Source organism: Yersinia antarctica (assembly GCF_056636475.1).
The window spans coordinates 1,097,426-1,116,182 of the sequence record NZ_JBSJQF010000001.1 but is presented as its reverse complement, the minus strand read 5'-3'; the positions used below and the strand labels follow the sequence as shown (position 1 = coordinate 1,116,182).

Here is an 18,757-nt window from a genome sequence, read left to right as displayed (position 1 = left end):
GGGGAGCCGTGCCGCAAAAGTGCTCCCCAAGTGTATTAAACCCGCTGCCAGGATAGCACCGTTTCCAGATAAGCCTGAATGGCTAGCGCAATATCACTATGCATGACGGATTCATCAGGATGATGGCTTACCCCTCCTTTGCAGCGCACAAACAACATCCCTACTGGCCAGCACTCAGCAACAGCAATGGCATCATGCCCCGCACCGCTGGGCAGCAATAATGAGCGCCCCTGTACCCGATCAATACTGGCGTTGATTCGCTGGCGCAAAGCCATATCACATTCGGTAGCACTGATACGGTAAAACTCTTCTGATGAAAAAGTCAGGCCGCGCTGTGCTGCTATCACTTGCGCCTGCGCCAACAAGCTGGCCAGTAACTGGTCCACGTGACAGTCTTGCGGGCCACGAATATCCAGCGTCAGAACCACCTCTGCGGCAATCACATTCACAGCACCTGGCGAACAACTGAGTGTTCCAACTGTCGCCACTAAATGTTCACCATAGCAAGCAGTCAACTGTTCAACGGCACCAATCCATTGCGCCGCACCGGCCAATGCATCTTGCCGCTGCCCCATCGGCACCGTACCAGCGTGGCCCGCTAAGCCAATAAATCGGCAATTCAGACGGCGCGCGCCATTGATTGCCGTCACCACACCCAATGCCAAATCGGCCTTTTCTAAACACGGCCCCTGTTCAATATGCAGCTCCAGATAAGCACAAAAATCACTCACCTCACGTCGCGCACTGACAATAGCCGCCGGGTCAAAATCAAGATTCTCCATGGCCTGCGCCACACTGACACCCTCAGCATCGGTTTTACTCAACCAATCGGCCGGCCAGCGCCCAGTGATACCTTTACTACCCAGCAGGGTGATACCAAAGCGCGTACCCTCTTCATCGGCAAAACCAATCACCTCAATGGCCACCGGCAGCCGCTGCTGCTGACGATACAAATACCCCACCACTTCTAGCGCACTTAATACACCTAGCATGCCATCGTAACGGCCGGCGTTGCGCACCGTATCAAGATGAGAGCCTAACAATAGGGCCGGCGCATCAGGTTGCAGCCCTTCATAACGGCCGCAAATATTACCAACTGCATCCTGCCACACGCGCATCCCGACCGCCTGCATCCATTCACCCACTTGCTGATTTGCCCGCAAATGTTCAGGAGACAGGTACACCCGCGTCAGCGCATCCGCTGATTCACTGATTGCCGCCAGCACATCACAACGGGCCAAGACCCGTAATGCAGCCTGCTCTGCCTCGGCATCCGGCAGGGTAACAGCCATCAGTTCGCTCCGTTTAGTGGATCAATAGCCGGTTTATCACTCTCAGCTTGATAGACATTCCACGCGCTTTGCAATCCGTTGCCCTGAACCGTGGCAAAACCTAAACGGTTTAATACCGCCTCCAATACCACCAGCGTTTGCATCACACAATCTTTACGCGCGTTATATCCCATAGTGCCGATGCGCCAAATTTTGCCATTTAGCGGCCCGAATGAGGTACCAATCTCGATACCAAAATCATTTAGCATCAGTTGCCGCACTTGCTCACCAGGAACACCGGTCGGAATAACCACCCCCAACACATTGTTCATGCGGTGCTTCATATCACCGAACACCGCCAGCCCCATTCCCTGAATGCCCGCCAACAACGCTGCACCATGCAAAGCATGACGGGCAATACCGTTATCCAATCCCTCTTCCAGTATTACTCGTGCGCATTCCCGTGCCGCAAACAGCATACTGGTGGCTTCGGTATGATGATTCAGGCGCTCCGGCCCCCAATAATCCATGATCATGCCCAAATCAAAGTAATTGGAATAGATCATCTCTTCGTCGCCATCAGCATGATCCTGAGTACGGATCCCCTGCTCAATACATTTGCGCCGCCGAATTTGCTCAGCGAATTGTGGGCTGAGGGTCACCGGAGCACTGCCTGATGGCCCGCCAAGGCACTTTTGCAACCCGGCAGATACTGCGTCCAACCCCCAGGCGTCAGTTTCCAATAGGTTCCCCCCCAGCGATGCAGTCGCATCGGTATAAAACAACACTTGATGGCGGCGACAGATCTCGCCCAACTCAGCTAGCGGCTGCAACATGGTGGTTGAAGTATCGCCCTGCACCGTCAATAGCAGCCGTGGGTGTACTTTCTTGATAGCATCTTCAATCATCTCTGGGCTGAATACCTCGCCCCACGCCACCTCGATAGTGTGGACTTCGGCCCGGCAACGGCGGGCAATTTCACACAATAAGTGACCAAAACGGCCAAAAACCGGCACCAGAACTTTATCGCCAGGGCGGATGGCCGACAGCAGAACCGCCTCAATACCCGCACGAGAGGTGCCATCGATCAACATCGTCCACTGATTCTCAGTGCGGAAAACCCCACGATATAGCGCCATCACCTGATTCATATACTCTGTCATCGCCGGATCGTATTGCCCGATCAACTGACTGGCCATCGCCCGCAATACCCGGGGATCGGCATTGATCGGCCCCGGCCCCATCAGCAACCGTGCCGGTGGGTTAATCTGACAAAACAGCGGATTAGGGTTTATTGCCGACATAGAAAATCTCCATCCTTAAATAATTCAGTGAAATGTGGCCTACAAACCACGGACCGATGATATAAACTGTTTTAATTCAGTAGTTTGTGGATTAGCAAATAAGGCGCGACTTTCGCCCTGCTCCCACACCCGCCCTTGATGCATAAACACCACCCGGTCACCCACTTCACGGGCAAAATTCATCTCATGGGTCACCAGAATCAGTGTCATACCTTCTGCCGCCAACTGTTCGAGGACTTTCAACACTTCCCCCACTAACTCAGGATCCAAAGCCGAGGTGATCTCATCGCACAGCAATACCTTCGGCTGCATCGCCAGCGCACGGGCAATCGCCACACGCTGCTGCTGCCCACCGGAAAGATTAGCCGGGTAATAATCGAGCCGGTCGGCCAGCCCAACTTTTTCCAGCATCAACGCCGCCAGTTCACGGCACGCGGTCGTGCTCTTTTTCAGTACCCGACGCGGTGCCAGCATCACATTCTCCAACGCTGTCATATGTGGGAACAGATTAAAACTCTGGAACACCATGCCTACCGAGCGGCTAATCTCCCGCGCCTGCGAATCACGATCCGTTACCGTCATACCGCCCAACTTGATACTGCCGTCCTGATATCCCTCCAGCCCGTTGATACAACGCAATAAGGTACTTTTACCTGAACCACTGCGGCCAATTATCGAGATCACTTCGCCCATCTCGATATCCAGATCTACGCCTTTAAGTACATGATTCTGGCCATAGTATTTTTGAACCTGATTAATGGTGATCAGCGGCATGAAATTTCCTCTCCAGATAATGGCTGTAACGCGACAACGGATAACACATCAGGAAATAGCCCAGCGCCACTAAGCCAAAAACTTTAAACGGCTGATAAGTGACATTATTGAGCATGGTGCCCGCTTTGGTTAATTCGACAAAACCAATGATCGATGCCAGTGCTGTGCCCTTGATAACCTGCACCGAGAAACCCACGGTCGGTGCAATTGCGATACGCATCGCCTGCGGCACAATCACCCGCAATAACGTCTGGCTGAAACTCAGACCCAGACAGCGGGAGGCCTCCCACTGGCCTTTCGGCAACGCTGCAATACTGCCACACCAGATATCCACCAGAAAGGCACTGGTAAACAGTGTCAAAGCCATCGCCGCAGCCGCCCACGGGCTAACATCAATACCCAACAGCGCTAAGCCGAAGAAGGCCAGAAACAGTTGCATCAGCAACGGCGTACCCTGAAACAATTCGGTATATAGACGGACAAAACGAGCTGCCCAACACCAACGACTCAAGCGCATCAACATCAATGGTAATGTCACTAATGTGCCACCGAAAAAGGCCGTTAGTGACAGTAACAGCGTCCAGCGGGCGGCCAATAACAAGTTACGGATGATATCCCAGTCAGTAAACATCATGAGTTATGGCTCCCAAAGAATCGACGGCCAACCGCCAGCAGTAATTGGCGCATTGCGATGGCTAACAACAAATAGAGCAAGGTGGTCACCAGATAGACTTCAAAACTGAGGAAGGTGCGCGACTGAATCAGGTTGGCGGCAAATGTCAGTTCTTCAAATGACATCTGTGATACCACCGCAGAACCGAGCATCACAATAATGCACTGGCTTACCAGCGCCGGATAAATGCGCTGTAACGACGGCGGTAGGATCACGCGGAAAAAAGTCTGACTACGGCGTAACCCTAATACCCGCCCCGCCTCCCACTGGCCTTTAGCGCTGGCTTGAATCCCGGCACGAATAATCTCCGTGCTATAAGCGCCCAGATTGATAGTCATCGCCAATAAGGCTGCCTGACCGGCACTAAGTTTCAAGCCAAGTGCCGGTAAACCAAACACAATAAAAAACAGTTGCACCACGAATGGGGTATTACGCACAATTTCTACATAACCGCCCCATATCCGGCGCAATATAACCCTATCACCACAGCGAATTGCTGCTCCCGCTATCCCCAGCGCAATACCGCCGAGGGTGGCCATAGCCGTCAGCTCAATGGTGGTCAACAGGCCCGACAATAGTTCAGGCAGATAAGGCCACAAAGCAGAGAAATTAAGCTGATAGGTCATAGCCAACTCCTGTTATGCACCCAAATCAGCCGGTAACGGCGCCTTCAACCATTTCTCGAACAAACCATTTAGCGTGTTATCCTGCAATGCTTCCCCAATCAGAGCATCCACTTTGGCTTTCAGAGCCGGTTCTCCCTGACGCAAACCGATATAACACGGTGAATCTTTCAGCATAAACTTCGCCACCGGTGCCTGGGTTGGATTCTGGCGAACCAGTGCACTGACCACCAAATTGCCCGTCGCCAAATAATTCACCTGACCAGACAGGTAGGCTGACAGCGTAGTGTTGTTATCTTCATACCGTTTAATCTGAGCATCTTTAGGGGCTAACTCACTCAGCACCATATCTTCCACTGCACCACGGGTTACCCCCACCGTTTTACCTGCCAATTGTTCTGGTTGCTTCAGTGCATCGTCTTTAGCACCAAATACACCCAAGAAAAACGGTGCATAGGCACGGCTAAATGCGATAGCTTTTTCCCGTTCAGGATTTTTACCCAAGCTGGAAATCACTAAATCCACTTTATCCGTTTGCAGATAAGGCACTCGGTTGGCACTGGTCACCGGCACCAGTTGCAACTTTAGTTTCATCTTATCGGCCAAATAATGTGCCATGTCGATGTCATAACCCTGCGGCTGAAGATCCGTACCAACCGAGCCAAATGGCGGGAAATCCTGTGGAACGGCGACCCGCAACACACCACGCTGCTGAATTTGCTCTAACTGATCGGCTAACACCGAAGGAGCCTGAACCCATATCAGTGCAGCACCCAGCAAGGCCAACATCCGCTTTTTCATGTTCATAGCATATCTCCGATAACTCAGTAATGAAACGATGGGTTCTTTAAAAGCAAATACTGAAACCATCGTTGCAACTACTATGCCAATGATAACCTATGACGAGAGGCCCATATTTAGGCTCACTACACGAATCACAAGGAATAAATCGAAGAGAGAGACTCACAATCAAGGTGCAAATCAACAATCAAAATGCACCACAAAAGTGCATTAATTGATAAAAAGAAGGCGTTAGCGCGCCGCCGGGAGGTGAAAGTGACATAAGCTGTCGCAACAGCCAGAAGAGTGTTACCCCTTCGGACACTGAACTAAACGATAGCCTTTTGACCTATATGGCGAACAAACTACCGTTGCTCTAACTCTCCTAAATCATCATATAAATCAGCGATTTGATGAATTCGCTGACGGCCCTGTGCGAGCATTTCATGCAACAAAGCATTACTCAGTAAATTTGCCAGACTCATGGCCGAAGAGTAGCTATCAAAAGCCGATACGCTGTCGAGCGGCGTAGTCAACCGCCAACCTGCTAACGGCAATATTGACTGAGCTTGCGGCTCACAAATCAGCAGCGTCGGCACGCCTTGTACCTGCATTTGTAGCAGGATCTCGCGGATAACTTTTGGCCGGCGGCGAAATGCCGCCACAATAACTAAATCACGCGGCGTGACATCCACCAACTCCTCTGCCAGCGTCTGCCCCGCTTGTGGCACCAACTGCACGTGCTGGCGCACCTGCAACAACTGTTGACGTAAATGCAGAGCAACCGGGTAACTGTTTCGTAGCCCCAATAATAAGATACGCGGCGCACGTATCATCGCATCGATAACCTCGGCTAACTGACGGCTATCCAACTGACTCACCCAATGCGTTAAATTCGCCATTTCTTGCTTATAGTGGCGCGCCAGCAAGGTGTTCCCTTGTACCGCATCACGACTATCGGTCAATGGCATACCGCTTTGACGCAAGGTGCGTACTTCTTCACGCATTTCCCGATAACTGGCGTACCCCAAGCGCTTAAACAGCCGGCTAACCGTGGCCTTAGACACCCCACTCAAGCGCGCCAATTCAGCACTGTTATAGCTAATCAGGTCGTCAAAATGATCAAAAATAAAATCAGTAACGCGCTGCTCCTGCGGGGTCAACTGTGCATAATGCGCCCGCAAACGTTCATCAATCTGTTTCATACCCTTCTCCGGCCAATGAAACTATCGTTTCAGCATAAGCATTTTTGCGGAAAATAGCACACAAGCCCACCGCAGTAATAAGATAATTTTCATGCTGAGTGCTATCTGTCATTCGCCAGCGAGTCGGCCACGGTTCGATTAGCCTGCTTGGTTGAAGCAAAGTGATCACCGATCGAGTATCAACTAAAACCCGATCTGAACTGAGATAAAATTTATCCCTTGGTTTATCATTCCTAATTATCTAATACTGTCGCTCTTATCAATTCAGAATAATTCCTTATGACACAAAAAGCTGAAAACTCCGGGTTAAGTCCGGCATTGATCGTGTTGATGTCGGTCGCAACCGGACTGGCTGTTGCCAGCAACTACTATGCCCAGCCACTGCTGGAAACCATCGCACAAGCCTTTAATCTCTCGGTCAATCAAGCTGGATTTATCGTTACTGCGGCCCAGTTGGGCTATGCTGTGGGATTAATGTTCCTGGTGCCGCTAGGGGATATGTTTGAACGCCGTGGGCTGATTGTGGGCATGACCTTGCTGGCTGCTGGCGGCATGCTGATTACCGCGATGTCACAAAACCTCACTATGATGATTGTTGGCACCGCGCTCACTGGTTTGTTCTCAGTGGTGGCACAATTACTGGTGCCGCTGGCGGCCACTCTGGCTGCGCCGGAAAAACGCGGCAAGGTGGTCGGTATTATTATGAGTGGTCTGCTGCTGGGGATTTTGCTGGCACGAACCGTGGCAGGAGCACTGGCCTCCATTGGCGGTTGGCGCACCATTTATTGGGTCGCCAGCGCGCTGATGTTCGTCATGGCATTGGTATTGTGGCGCTACCTGCCGCGCTATAAACAACATACCGGTTTAAATTACGGCCAGCTGCTTGGTTCAATATTCTCGCTGTTTATTCGAACACCCGTGCTGCGCACCCGTGCCTTGCTCGGCGCGCTCTCGTTTGCCAACTTTAGTGTGTTGTGGACGTCGATGGCCTTCTTACTGGCTTCTCCCCCCTTCGGCTATTCAGAAGCTACTATCGGGCTATTTGGCCTGGTCGGTGCTGCTGGCGCGTTGATGGCGACCAAAGCGGGCCAATTGGCGGATAAAGGTAAAGCCCGCATCACCACCAGTGTTGGTTTGGGATTACTGCTGTTGTCTTGGATACCTATCGCCCTGGGGCAACATTCCATAATCGCGCTGATTATCGGCATTGTGGTGTTGGATCTGGCGGTTCAGGGGGTGCATGTCACCAATCAGAGCGTGATATATCGCATGATGCCGGAAGCCAGAAATCGCTTAACCGCCGGTTATATGACCACTTACTTTATCGGCGGGGCGTTAGGTTCGCTGATTTCAGCAGCAGCATACCAACATGCCGGCTGGTATGGTGTGGCAATGGCCGGTTTGGTGCTGTGCATACTAAATATTACGACGTGGCTGGCCGGTAAACGCTTTGATCCTCCCGTTAATCAACCCGTTGAGTGACCTTAATTAGTTAGCTAACTAATAATCAATGCAGATATAAATTTGGGTTATAGGGTATTAAGAAAATTACCACTCTGGTAATGTTACCTAACTTGTTATTTTGCCCTGTAACCCAAAGATCTTATGCCAAGCCAAATCACCGACTCTCCTCCAGCTACCCGGTCAACCGCCACCTTTACGGAGGGCATTACCGATAGCCTGCCTATCGTTATCGGCTATTTACCCGTCGCCTTCGCCTTTGGTCTGAGTTCGGTAAAACTGGGTTTTACCCCGCTGGAAGGTATTTTCTTCTCTTGCATCATTTATGCCGGTGCCAGCCAATTCGTTATTACCGCCCTGCTCAGCGCCGGGATGTCATTATGGGTTTCCGCCTTAACCGTGATGGCAATGGATATCCGTCATATCTTGTATGGACCGGCACTCAAACACCGTATTCTGACCAAATTATCCGGTAAAAAAACCGCGCTGTGGGCATTTGGTTTGACCGATGAAGTGTTTGCTGCTGCCACCACCAAGTTAATGAAAGAAGAGCGACGCTGGAGCGAAAACTGGATGCTCGGTATCGCGTTTACCTCTTGGCTATCTTGGGTGGCAGGTACCGCAATCGGTGCCATGTTTGGCAATGGCCCGTTGGAGAATTATCCCGCTATTGAGGCCTCCCTCTCCTTTATGTTACCGGCGTTGTTCTTGAGCTTTCTGCTGGCCTCATTTAAACGCCAATACAGCCTAACCGTTATCGCCTCGCTGAGTGGCGCATTGCTCGGCGCCGTGTTGTTCTCTATTCCGGTGGCGATTTTGGCCGGAATTGGCGCAGGGTGCCTGGCCGCCCTGCTGCAACCCACACCAGAAGTGGTGACCGAACACAGTGAAAATAACGAGCAGGAGCCGACACCATGAATTCAGATGTCCTGATTATTGGGTTAGTGGTGGGAACGGTAAATTACCTGTTTCGTTATTTGCCACTGCGCCTGGGACCAGCACGTAAACAAGCGGGTCTGCAACGAGGCAGAGTTTCACTGCTGTTGGACAGCATTGGGATTGCTTCTATCTGTGCGTTATTGGTGGTTTCCAGTACACCAGAAATTATGCATAACCCGCAGAAACTCATGCCGACACTGATTGGCTTTCTGGTTATCTGTGGCTGCTTTTATAAAACCAACAGTATTATCTTCGCCACGTTATTTGGCGCGATCAGCTATGGACTGACATTCAAATTGCTCATGATTTTGGGATAAGAGATTGCCTGAATTGTGAGCTAAAACACAATAACCTTACAATTAGTGATACTAATTACTTACAAACAGTGACTGAATAACACGAATTGCTAAATTTTTCTCGAATTATACCGTTTACATTATTAGTCACTATCGTTACTGTACCATTTGAAATTAATGAGGCTCATTATAATGGGAAGTTCGTTTAGTCCTATAGAACAGATGCTTAATTTTCGTGCCAAACGCCAGAAAGATTTCCCTTATCAGGAAATTCTACTGACACGCTTGTGTATGCATATGCACAGTAAGTTGCTAGAAAATCGCAACAAGATGCTGAAAGCACAAGGAATTAACGAAACCTTATTTATGGCATTAATTACGCTGGATGCGCAGGAAAGTCGCAGTATCCAACCGTCTGAACTGAGTGCGGCACTGGGTTCTTCGCGCAGCAATGCGACCCGCATTGCTGACGAACTGGAAAAGAAAGGTTGGATTGAGCGCCGCGAAAGCCACAATGACCGCCGTTGTTTGCATTTGCATCTGACCGAGGCGGGCGTTGAGTTTTTGAATCAGCTGCTGCCCCCACAACATAAATGTCTGCATTTTCTTTGGTCAACCCTAGACGCTGACGAACAGCAACAGCTTGAAACGCTGACGCGCAAATTACTGTCTCGTTTAGATCAAATGGAAGTACCGGAGCAGTAATTCCAATATATCTATCCAGGCGCATTACTTGATCCAAGTAAACAACTATGCGATCCCCACATAGCTGGAGACTCACGCCTTTGTTCGCCATTTTTTAAGGGCTGAACTGACGATTGATTTACTCGGCTAATACCCGGATATTGCAGCCCAACGTCCGTTATAAAACTGGGATTATCGGCAGTGATGAGCTGTTGGTAACCGAATCACAATATCTACAACAGCAACAATCGGAACTTAGCGCCAGCAACCATTTATTGCAGGCCAAGATTAGTTTGATCCGTTCATTGGGTGGTGGTCATCAGGCCCCGGTCAATGAGGGTTCACAAAATAAAACAATATAAAATGTGGGGAAGACCATGAGTACAAGCGCGGAAGCTCAAATCCCGCAACAACCGCAGAACAAGAAGAAGCAACGTAAACGCATACTTCTTCTCCTGACGGTTATTTTTATCATCCTTGGCGTGGCCTATTTTATTTATTGGTTCTTGGTGTTACGTCATCATCAAGAGACTGATAATGCTTATATTTCAGGCAACCAGATACAGATCATGTCGCAGGTTCCCGGCAGCGTAGTCAGTGTCAATTTCGAAAATACAGATTTTGTTAAAAGTGGCGATGTACTGCTGGCTCTTGACCCAACTGATGCCGAACAGGCGTTTGAGCAGGCAAAAACCGCACTGGCTAACAGTGTGCGTCAAACCCACCAGCTCATGATTAACAGTAAGCAGTATCAGGCGAATATTGCCCTGAAAAAAACTGAACTGAGTAAATCACAAAATGACCTACAACGCCGTGTGGTGCTCGGTTCGGCTAATGTCATTGGCCGTGAAGAGCTGCAACACGCCCGTGATGCCGTCGATGCCGCACAGGCTTCGCTGGATGTTGCGATTGCACAATACAATGCCAATCAGGCATTGGTTTTAAATACCCCATTAGAAAAACAACCGGCTGTCGAGCAGGCTGCGGCCAAGTTACGTGATGCCTGGCTCTCCTTGCAACGGACCAAAGTTGTCAGCCCGGTAGACGGTTTTGTTTCACGCCGCAGTGTGCAAGTGGGTGCTGAAATTGCCAATGGCGCGCCATTAATGGCAGTTATCCCGGCAAACCAGATGTGGGTTGACGCTAACTTTAAAGAGACACAGTTAGCGAATATGCGCATTGGCCAAAGCGCCACAGTCATAACTGATTTCTATGGTGATGACGTGGTTTATCAGGGGAAAGTGGTTGGTCTGGACATGGGGACCGGCAGTGCCTTCTCACTGTTACCGGCGCAAAATGCCACCGGTAACTGGATTAAAGTGGTTCAGCGCCTGCCAGTCCGTATCGAACTGGATAACAAACAACTGGCTGAACATCCGCTGCGTATTGGCCTGTCTACCACGGTTAGAGTGGATACCGCCAATACCGACGGCCAAGTGCTGGCACAAAATGTGCGTAAAGAACCTGCATTTGTAACTAACGCGCTGTCACTGGATTTAGCACCGGTTAATCAAATGATTAGCGACATTGTTCATGCGAATGCGGGTTAATGTTGATGCAAATGCAAGTTAAGCGCGCCGGAGGCCTCTGTGGCACAAAAACCGCTTGAGGGTGCCCAACTCGCCTGGATGACGGTCGCGCTATCATTAGCAACCTTCATGCAGGTGTTGGACTCCACCATTGCAAACGTGGCTATTCCTACTATTGCCGGTGATTTAGGCTCATCCAATTCGCAAGGCACTTGGGTTATTACTTCGTTCGGGGTGGCAAATGCTATTTCGATCCCCATCACCGGCTGGCTGGCCAAGCGCATTGGTGAAGTGCGCCTGTTCCTGTGGGCAACCGGACTATTTGCTCTGGCTTCATGGTTGTGTGGTATTTCCAACAGCCTGGGGATGCTTATCTTCTTCCGGGTGATTCAGGGATTGGTCGCAGGGCCATTGATTCCGCTATCGCAAAGCCTGTTACTGAATAATTATCCGCCAGCCAAGCGAAGTATGGCCTTGGCATTGTGGTCGATGACAATTGTCGTGGCCCCGATATTTGGGCCGATCCTCGGCGGTTATATCAGCGATAACTATCACTGGGGCTGGATCTTCTTTATCAACATCCCTATCGGGCTGGTGGTTATTTTGGTCGCAGGCAGTACCTTAAAAGGGCGTGAGACCAAAACTGAAATCAAACCCATTGATACGGTGGGGCTGGTGCTATTGGTGGTTGGGATCGGCGCGTTACAAATCATGCTTGACCAAGGTAAGGAGCTGGATTGGTTTAACTCGACCGAGATTATCGTCCTGACGGTCATTGCCGTGATTGCCATTACCTTCTTGATAGTCTGGGAACTAACCGACGACCACCCAGTGATTGATCTCTCGTTATTCAAATCGAGAAACTTTACCATTGGTTGCTTGTGTATCAGCCTGGCCTATATGTTGTACTTTGGCGCTATTGTCTTGCTGCCACAACTACTACAGGAGGTATATGGCTACACCGCCACCTGGGCTGGCTTGGCATCTGCGCCGGTAGGCATATTGCCGGTGCTGTTATCACCGATCATTGGCCGCTTCTCTCATCGAATTGATATGCGACAGTTAGTCACCTTCAGCTTCATTATGTATGCGGTATGTTTCTACTGGCGGGCTTACACATTCGAACCGGGAATGGATTTTGGTGCATCGGCGTGGCCACAATTTGTGCAAGGCTTTGCTATTGCCTGCTTCTTTATGCCACTGACCGCCATTACGTTATCTGGCTTGCCGCCAGAGCGCATGGCCGCAGCATCCAGTTTGTCTAACTTCCTGCGAACCTTGGCGGGATCGATTGGTACCTCCATCACCACAACGCTCTGGACGCAAAGAGAATCGATGCACCATTCGCAACTGACCGAGTTTGTTAACCCGTTCAACCCGAATGCGACATTGATGTATCAGGAGTTGGAAAAACTGGGGATGAATCAGCAACAAGCCTCGGCTTATCTGGCACGGGAAATTACCAATCAGGGGCTGATTATCTCAGCAAATGAGATCTTCTGGCTCTCGGCGGGGGTATTCCTGCTGCTGCTGGCGCTGGTGTGGTTTGCCAAGCCACCCTTTACCTCCGGTGGCGGCGGCGGTGCGCACTAGCGGCTAACGCTGAGCAACAAAAAGGGCACTGACTTATCATCAGCGCCCTTTTTTATTTTTCTAGCTCAATGATATACCCAAAGTCATTGGAGTTGCAGGTAGGCAGCAAGCAATGCCGCTAACAACCCTGCTGCTGCAAGGACCAGGGTATTATTGGGCGCTATTCTGACGCCACCACTCCGACAGCAAAATACCGGTTGCCACTGACACATTCAGGCTTTCTACCCGGCCAGTACCGCCGATAGACACACTCATATCGCCCTGCTGCCAGGCACTGTCGGTCAGGCCATCACTCTCTTGACCTAATACCAGCACCATTTTGGCAGGCAGTTCAGCTTTTGACAGACTGACACCTTTATGACTCGATGTGGTCACGATGGTGTAACCGGCTTTACGGAAGGTATCCAATACCGAGAGGAAATCGTCTGCATTGATAGCCTTGATATGCTCCGCACCACCTTCAGCCGTACGCACTGCAGCACCCGATTCCAGCATCGCCGGATCTTGCAACAACACGCCGTTAATACCGAAATGCGCACAGGTCCGCATAATGCCGCCGAGGTTATGTGGGTTACCCACATCTTCCAGCGCCAGTACACAATCTTTAGCCTGAGTCTGCTGTTGCAGATAGGTTTCTGCATCCAGACCCTGACGTTTCTTGATAAGGAAGCACACACCACCATGGTGTTCAGTGCCAGAAGCCTTCGCCAGCTCCTCTTCTTCAACCACATGATAAGCCTTGCGGTTAGCCGCCATCCATTTCAACGCTTCGCGAAAACGAGGGGTAACTGACTGCACAAACCAGGCGCGGACGATAGCGTCTGGGCGGCTTTCAAACAATGCCTTACAAGCATTCTCACCATAAACACGTGTTTCTTCAGCCCGCTGACGGCGCAATTGCGCCGGATCTACATGACTTTTACCGCTGATGCCACCATGATCAAACTCTGGCTCTTCTGATGGCGCACGGGATACCGTTTTCCACGGTGAATCGTAAGGGCCATTGCCTTCAGAACGTGCCGGGCGGCTAGGACTCACGCGTTCATTACGGCCGGAATCATTACGACGTGAATCATTATTACGCGATGAACTGCCCCGACTCGCATTGTCACCTGGACGACCTTTGCTTGCCGGACGCTGGTTTTTACTACGGTTATTGTTGTTACGGTCGTCACTGCTGCTTTCGTCACTGCGGACGTACATCACTTTAACTTTGCCGTTTTTGCCACTAAATGAATCGTTCATTGTCTTCTCCACCAACGCGCAGGGCGCGAAGATTACCTGATGTCCGCCCGGTTAGCCATAAGCAAGCGCTAAAAGCTAGCAACTATCGTATTCATCGAATAAACCTTTTTGGCACTTATCCCATTTATCTCCATAATAGATAACAACAAGGAAACAAGTCAGCGATGTTTTCTCTTCTATCTATTGAGACACTAAATAAAGGCTAATTTATGAATACGGTATGTACAGCTTGTATGGCGACTAACCGCCTACCGGAAGAACGTATTGATGACGGCGCTAAATGTGGGCGCTGCGGCCACTTTTTATTTGATGGCGAGGTGATTAACGCCACCACTGAAACGCTGGATAAATTGCTGCAAGATGACCTGCCGGTGGTCATCGACTTCTGGGCTCCGTGGTGCGGGCCTTGCCGCAGCTTCGCGCCTATCTTTGAAGATGTTGCCGCAGAACGCGCCGGAAAAGTCCGTTTCGTCAAAGTTAACACCGAAGCCGAACCCGAGCTTAGTACCCGTTTCCGTATCCGCAGCATTCCTACTATTATGCTGTACCGCAACGGTAAAATGGTCGACATGCTCAGTGGCGCATTGCCAAAAGCGCCTTTTGATCATTGGCTAGATGAGCAATTATCAGTAGAGCCAGCCACCCGATAAGCTAGTTTAACTCATTTATCGCGTCTCGGCGCAACGTAGTCGCCCGGTGAGATTGATGCCCTGACAGTTTTTTGTCGGGGCATTGTTTTTTTGTTTTATGGTATGACTAAGCGTATGGGTTGATTAGAATAGCGCTATTTCATCAGGAGTCCGTCGTGACTGAAATATTGATCACTGACCATGCTTTATTAGATACGATCCTCACGACGGAAAATGCCGTACTGCGTTTACGCCGGCAGCGTTTAGCCGCATCCACGCGCGCCTATCGTGCCCGTGGCTGTCGCGCAATACGTTGTCAGGGCTGCCTGTTGGCAGAGCGTTTTTGTTTGTGCGATACCATAAAACCGCAGCCAGCCGCCAGCCGCTTTTGCCTGATTATGTTTGATACCGAACCCCTAAAACCCAGCAATACCGGCCGCTTGATCGCAGATATTCTACCCGACACCCAAGCCTTTCTCTGGGCGCGCACTGAAGTTGACCCTGCATTGCTGGCGGCCATTGGCGACCCTGCGCGTCAGCCATATGTCGTATTCCCAGAAAAATACGCTGAACCGCCACGGCAGATACTTAATCACTTGCCCATTAGCGATAAGCCTCCGCTATTTATACTGCTGGACGGCACCTGGAACGAAGCCAAAAAGATGTTCCGCAAAAGTCCCTATCTGGCTGACCTGCCGATGCTGTCACTCAATGTCACTAATAGCTCGGATTATCTGTTACGCGAAGCCCCACGCCCAGAGCAACACTGCACGGTCGAAGTCGCCGCTGCTCTGCTACAACAAGCGGGTGATATTCAGGCCGCAGACCAATTAACGGCCCATTTCCTCTATTTCCGCCAGCAATATTTAGCGGGAAAACCTCACCATCCAGTGGGGCGAGTCACAGCAACTGTCGAAGAAAGCACATAAAATCAGATAAGCTGTCTTTAACTTATACCCAATAGATTTCAGGGCGCAGAAAGGCGGCGAATCGTTCTGGAACCAGTTTGAACAGTATTGATGCGAGCCCGCAGGCTGAGTGAGCGCAGCCAACACACCTGCAACTTGAAAGATAACGGGGATAAACGATGAGCCAACGTGGATTAGAAGCACTACTACGCCCGAAGTCTATTGCGGTTATCGGCGCTTCTGAAAAACCGGATCGCGCCGGTTTCCTGATGATGCGTAATTTGCTGGATGGCGGCTTCAATGGCCCTATTCTACCGGTGACCCCAACCCATAAAGCAGTATGTGGTGTATTGGCTTACGCAGATATCGCTAGCCTGCCGATTACGCCCGATCTGGCGATTTTGTGTACTCATGACAGCCGCAATTTGGCCCTGTTGGAAGATCTCGGCATCCGTGGCTGTAAAGCAGTCATCATTCTGTCTGCCGCAACCGAACAGTTCCCAGAGCTGAAAGCCTGCGCGCAACGCCATCATATGCGCTTACTTGGCCCCAACAGCCTGGGTTTGCTGGCTCCGTGGCAAGGGTTAAATGCCAGTTTCTCACCCGTTCCCATCAAGAAAGGGCGGCTGGCATTTATCTCTCAATCAGCCGCGGTAGCCAACACCATTCTCGACTGGGCGCAGCAGCGGGAAGTTGGCTTCTCGTATTTTATTGCGCTGGGTGACAGCCTGGATATTGATGTCGATGACTTACTCGATTTCCTGGCCAGAGATGGCAAAACCAGTGCCATTATGCTGTATATCGAACATATCAGTGATGCGCGCCGGTTTTTATCCGCCTCGCGCAGCGCTTCGCGCAATAAACCGATTCTGGTGGTCAAAAGTGGCCGCACACAGCGTGCTCAGCAGTTGCTAAATGGTCAGCAAGGGCTGGACGCGGCTTATGATGCGGCGATTCAGCGGGCTGGCCTGCTGCGGGTGCAGGATACTCACGAGCTATTCTCCGCCGTCGAAACACTCAGCCACATGCACCCACTACGGGGTGAACGGTTATTGATTGTCAGCAATGGTTCCGCCCCGGCGGCCATGGCGCTGGATGAGCTGATCAGCCGTAATGGCAAGTTGGCAACACTGTCTGATACCACCCAATCGGCGCTGAGTGCCGTGCTACCCTCTTTTGTTTCCTTACGTAACCCCATAGACTTGCGCGATGATGCCAGCGCTGAGCGCTATCTGGCGGCGCTTAAACCGCTACTCGACAGTACCGACTACGATGCGCTATTGCTGATTCATTCCCCGAGCGCTGCTGCGCCAGGGAGCAAAACAGCAGAATTACTGATTTCCGCTATCCGTCAGCACCCACGTGGCAAGCGCCTTACTCTGCTCACTAACTGGTGTGGTGAATATTCATCGCAAGATGCACGCCGACTGTTCACCGAAGCCGGGATCCCCACCTATCGCACACCGGAAGGGGCGATTACTGCCTTTATGCATATGGTGGAATATCGCCGTAACCAGAAGCAATTGAAAGAGACACCTGCGCTGCCTGTCGGCCTCACCGCCAACACCGCCCACGTGCATCAGTTGATTCGCCAGGCGCTGGCAGAAGGTGCCACCCAGCTTGATACCCATGAAGTACAACCGATACTTGAAGCTTATGGCCTCAGCACACTGCCAACCTGGATTGCCAGTGACAGCGTAGAAGCGGTGCATATCGCCGAACGATTGGGCTATCCGGTTGCCATCAAACTACGCTCGCCGGATATCCCGCACAAGTCAGAAGTCCAGGGCGTAATGCTGTATCTTCGTACCGCAATTGAAGTACAGCGGGCTGCTGACGATATTCTTGACCGGGTAAGGCGCACTTATCCGCAAGCCCGTATCCACGGGTTGCTGGTGCAAAGTATGGCGAACCGCGCAGGCGCTCAGGAATTGCGAATTGCAGTAGAGCAAGATGCGATTTTCGGCCCGTTGATCATGTTAGGTGAAGGTGGCATCGAATGGCATCATGAAACTCAGGCCGCCGTCGCGCTGCCGCCACTCAATATGGCACTGGCCCGCTACCTGATTATACAAGCGGTCAAAGGCGGCAAAATTCGCAGCCGTGGATCATTACAACCCTTGGATATCCCTGGCTTGAGCCGTTTACTGGTACAAGTCTCTAATCTAATTCTCGATTGCCCCGAAATCAGCCGGTTAGATATTCACCCGGTACTTGCGTCAGGCAGCGAATTCACGCTGTTGGATGTTTCGATGCAACTGGCACCTGTCAGCGGCGATCCGCAGGCACGGTTGGCGATCCGCCCCTATCCACACGAGTTGGAACAAAAGGTCGAACTTAAAGATGGTTCTCACTGTCTGTTCCGCCCAATTTTGCCAGAAGATGAACCACTACTAAAATTGTTTATTGATCAAGTCACTAAAGAAGATCTCTACTATCGCTACTTCAGTGAAATAAATGAATTCAGCCATGAGGATTTGGCGAATATGACGCAGATTGACTATGATCGAGAAATGGCATTTGTCGCTGTGCGCCAAAAAAATAATGGCCCTGAAATTATTGGCGTCACGCGCGCATTGTCTGACCCTGACAATATTGACGCCGAGTTTGCCGTGTTGGTGCGCTCAGACCTTAAAGGGCTGGGTCTGGGGCGGGAACTATTAGAAAAGATGATTCAGTATACTCGCAGCCATGGGTTAACACGGTTAACCGCAGTCACCATGCCCAACAACCGTGGCATGATCGGTTTAGCTAAAAAACTCGGTTTTAGTATTGATGTACAGATGGAAGATGGGATCGTTAATCTGGAGCTGACACTTTGATTTCAGTTACATGAATCACCG

General features: G+C 50.8%; 17 protein-coding genes and 1 pseudogene. 10 read left to right on the top strand and 8 right to left on the bottom strand.

Annotated features, from left to right (window positions below):
- Positions 1 to 35: 35 nt before the first annotated feature.
- The 7 genes from hpxK to ACWJJO_RS04930 form a co-directional block, all read right to left on the bottom strand.
- The gene (hpxK, locus tag ACWJJO_RS04960) at positions 36 to 1,292 is read right to left on the bottom strand and encodes an allantoate amidohydrolase (RefSeq protein ID WP_420073159.1); all 1,257 of its coding nucleotides are present in this window, start codon (positions 1,290 to 1,292) and stop codon (positions 36 to 38) included.
- Entirely contained in the window at positions 1,292 to 2,575 is a 1,284-nt protein-coding gene (locus ACWJJO_RS04955; RefSeq protein ID WP_481090698.1) for a pyridoxal-phosphate-dependent aminotransferase family protein, read from the bottom strand. The genes hpxK and ACWJJO_RS04955 overlap by 1 nt, the downstream gene beginning before the upstream one ends.
- Positions 2,576 to 2,614: 39 nt before the next feature.
- On the bottom strand, positions 2,615 to 3,349 hold the full coding sequence (locus tag ACWJJO_RS04950) for an amino acid ABC transporter ATP-binding protein (RefSeq protein WP_083160177.1): 735 nt from the start codon (positions 3,347 to 3,349) through the stop codon (positions 2,615 to 2,617).
- Entirely contained in the window at positions 3,330 to 3,983 is a 654-nt protein-coding gene (locus ACWJJO_RS04945; protein WP_372558134.1) for an amino acid ABC transporter permease, read from the bottom strand. Before ACWJJO_RS04945 ends, ACWJJO_RS04950 begins: the two co-directional genes overlap by 20 nt.
- On the bottom strand, positions 3,980 to 4,648 hold the full coding sequence (locus ACWJJO_RS04940; protein ID WP_481090697.1) for an amino acid ABC transporter permease: 669 nt from the start codon (positions 4,646 to 4,648) through the stop codon (positions 3,980 to 3,982). The genes ACWJJO_RS04945 and ACWJJO_RS04940 overlap by 4 nt, the downstream gene beginning before the upstream one ends.
- A 12-nt stretch (positions 4,649 to 4,660) precedes the next feature.
- Positions 4,661 to 5,452: a transporter substrate-binding domain-containing protein gene (locus ACWJJO_RS04935; RefSeq protein ID WP_481090696.1), complete on the bottom strand. Its 792-nt coding sequence runs from the start codon at positions 5,450 to 5,452 to the stop codon at positions 4,661 to 4,663.
- A gap of 338 nt (positions 5,453 to 5,790) precedes the next feature.
- Complete coding sequence (locus tag ACWJJO_RS04930; protein ID WP_481090695.1) at positions 5,791 to 6,630, bottom strand: MurR/RpiR family transcriptional regulator; 840 nt, start codon at positions 6,628 to 6,630, stop codon at positions 5,791 to 5,793.
- Between the two features lie 279 nt (positions 6,631 to 6,909).
- Here ACWJJO_RS04930 and ACWJJO_RS04925 point away from each other — a divergent pair, with 279 nt between their 5' ends.
- The 7 genes and pseudogenes from ACWJJO_RS04925 to emrB all read left to right on the top strand — a co-directional run bounded on the left by ACWJJO_RS04925 (position 6,910) and on the right by emrB (position 13,132).
- On the top strand, positions 6,910 to 8,112 hold the full coding sequence (locus tag ACWJJO_RS04925) for an MFS transporter (RefSeq protein WP_442848092.1): 1,203 nt from the start codon (positions 6,910 to 6,912) through the stop codon (positions 8,110 to 8,112).
- Positions 8,113 to 8,235: 123 nt separating this feature from the next.
- On the top strand, positions 8,236 to 9,009 hold the full coding sequence (locus ACWJJO_RS04920; protein WP_083160187.1) for an AzlC family ABC transporter permease: 774 nt from the start codon (positions 8,236 to 8,238) through the stop codon (positions 9,007 to 9,009).
- Complete coding sequence (gene ygaH, locus ACWJJO_RS04915) at positions 9,006 to 9,347, top strand: L-valine transporter subunit YgaH (RefSeq protein ID WP_083160189.1); 342 nt, start codon at positions 9,006 to 9,008, stop codon at positions 9,345 to 9,347. Before ACWJJO_RS04920 ends, ygaH begins: the two co-directional genes overlap by 4 nt.
- A gap of 171 nt (positions 9,348 to 9,518) precedes the next feature.
- Positions 9,519 to 10,031 (top strand): transcriptional repressor MprA, encoded by a 513-nt coding sequence (gene mprA, locus ACWJJO_RS04910; protein WP_481090694.1) that lies wholly within the window; start codon positions 9,519 to 9,521, stop codon positions 10,029 to 10,031.
- Between the two features lie 149 nt (positions 10,032 to 10,180).
- Positions 10,181 to 10,372: pseudogene (locus ACWJJO_RS04905) on the top strand (efflux transporter outer membrane subunit); the annotation flags it as partial.
- Between the two features lie 15 nt (positions 10,373 to 10,387).
- Positions 10,388 to 11,560 (top strand): multidrug efflux MFS transporter periplasmic adaptor subunit EmrA, encoded by a 1,173-nt coding sequence (gene emrA / locus ACWJJO_RS04900; RefSeq protein ID WP_083160193.1) that lies wholly within the window; start codon positions 10,388 to 10,390, stop codon positions 11,558 to 11,560.
- A 39-nt stretch (positions 11,561 to 11,599) separates the two neighbouring features.
- Entirely contained in the window at positions 11,600 to 13,132 is a 1,533-nt protein-coding gene (emrB, locus tag ACWJJO_RS04895) for a multidrug efflux MFS transporter permease subunit EmrB (protein WP_083160195.1), read from the top strand.
- Between the two features lie 150 nt (positions 13,133 to 13,282).
- Here the strand turns inward: emrB and ACWJJO_RS04890 are convergent, their stop codons facing one another.
- Positions 13,283 to 14,377 (bottom strand): tRNA/rRNA methyltransferase, encoded by a 1,095-nt coding sequence (locus ACWJJO_RS04890; RefSeq protein ID WP_083160197.1) that lies wholly within the window; start codon positions 14,375 to 14,377, stop codon positions 13,283 to 13,285.
- A 209-nt stretch (positions 14,378 to 14,586) separates the two neighbouring features.
- Here ACWJJO_RS04890 and trxC point away from each other — a divergent pair, with 209 nt between their 5' ends.
- The 3 genes from trxC (at position 14,587) to ACWJJO_RS04875 (ending at position 18,736) form a co-directional block, all read left to right on the top strand.
- Positions 14,587 to 15,027: a thioredoxin TrxC gene (gene trxC / locus ACWJJO_RS04885; protein WP_481090693.1), complete on the top strand. Its 441-nt coding sequence runs from the start codon at positions 14,587 to 14,589 to the stop codon at positions 15,025 to 15,027.
- 155 nt (positions 15,028 to 15,182) lie between these two features.
- Complete coding sequence (locus tag ACWJJO_RS04880; protein ID WP_083160201.1) at positions 15,183 to 15,935, top strand: tRNA-uridine aminocarboxypropyltransferase; 753 nt, start codon at positions 15,183 to 15,185, stop codon at positions 15,933 to 15,935.
- A gap of 158 nt (positions 15,936 to 16,093) precedes the next feature.
- Positions 16,094 to 18,736, top strand: coding sequence for a bifunctional acetate--CoA ligase family protein/GNAT family N-acetyltransferase (locus tag ACWJJO_RS04875; RefSeq protein WP_442848094.1), 2,643 nt, complete (start codon positions 16,094 to 16,096; stop codon positions 18,734 to 18,736).
- The last annotated feature ends 21 nt before the right edge of the window (positions 18,737 to 18,757 follow it).

Excerpts from the sequence above, each read along its gene's own strand:
- hpxK (WP_420073159.1), bottom strand. The coding sequence starts at position 1,292 with ATGGCTGTTACCCTGCCGGATGCCGAGGCAGAGCAGGCTGCATTACGG.
- ACWJJO_RS04955 (WP_481090698.1), bottom strand. The coding sequence starts at position 2,575 with ATGTCGGCAATAAACCCTAATCCGCTGTTTTGTCAGATTAACCCACCG.
- ACWJJO_RS04950 (WP_083160177.1), bottom strand. The coding sequence starts at position 3,349 with ATGCCGCTGATCACCATTAATCAGGTTCAAAAATACTATGGCCAGAAT.
- ACWJJO_RS04945 (WP_372558134.1), bottom strand. The coding sequence starts at position 3,983 with ATGATGTTTACTGACTGGGATATCATCCGTAACTTGTTATTGGCCGCC.
- ACWJJO_RS04940 (WP_481090697.1), bottom strand. The coding sequence starts at position 4,648 with ATGACCTATCAGCTTAATTTCTCTGCTTTGTGGCCTTATCTGCCTGAA.
- ACWJJO_RS04935 (WP_481090696.1), bottom strand. The coding sequence starts at position 5,452 with ATGAACATGAAAAAGCGGATGTTGGCCTTGCTGGGTGCTGCACTGATA.
- ACWJJO_RS04930 (WP_481090695.1), bottom strand. The coding sequence starts at position 6,630 with ATGAAACAGATTGATGAACGTTTGCGGGCGCATTATGCACAGTTGACC.
- ACWJJO_RS04925 (WP_442848092.1), top strand. The coding sequence starts at position 6,910 with ATGACACAAAAAGCTGAAAACTCCGGGTTAAGTCCGGCATTGATCGTG.
- ACWJJO_RS04920 (WP_083160187.1), top strand. The coding sequence starts at position 8,236 with ATGCCAAGCCAAATCACCGACTCTCCTCCAGCTACCCGGTCAACCGCC.
- ygaH (WP_083160189.1), top strand. The coding sequence starts at position 9,006 with ATGAATTCAGATGTCCTGATTATTGGGTTAGTGGTGGGAACGGTAAAT.
- mprA (WP_481090694.1), top strand. The coding sequence starts at position 9,519 with ATGGGAAGTTCGTTTAGTCCTATAGAACAGATGCTTAATTTTCGTGCC.
- emrA (WP_083160193.1), top strand. The coding sequence starts at position 10,388 with ATGAGTACAAGCGCGGAAGCTCAAATCCCGCAACAACCGCAGAACAAG.
- ACWJJO_RS04890 (WP_083160197.1), bottom strand. The coding sequence starts at position 14,377 with ATGAACGATTCATTTAGTGGCAAAAACGGCAAAGTTAAAGTGATGTAC.
- trxC (WP_481090693.1), top strand. The coding sequence starts at position 14,587 with ATGAATACGGTATGTACAGCTTGTATGGCGACTAACCGCCTACCGGAA.
- ACWJJO_RS04875 (WP_442848094.1), top strand. The coding sequence starts at position 16,094 with ATGAGCCAACGTGGATTAGAAGCACTACTACGCCCGAAGTCTATTGCG.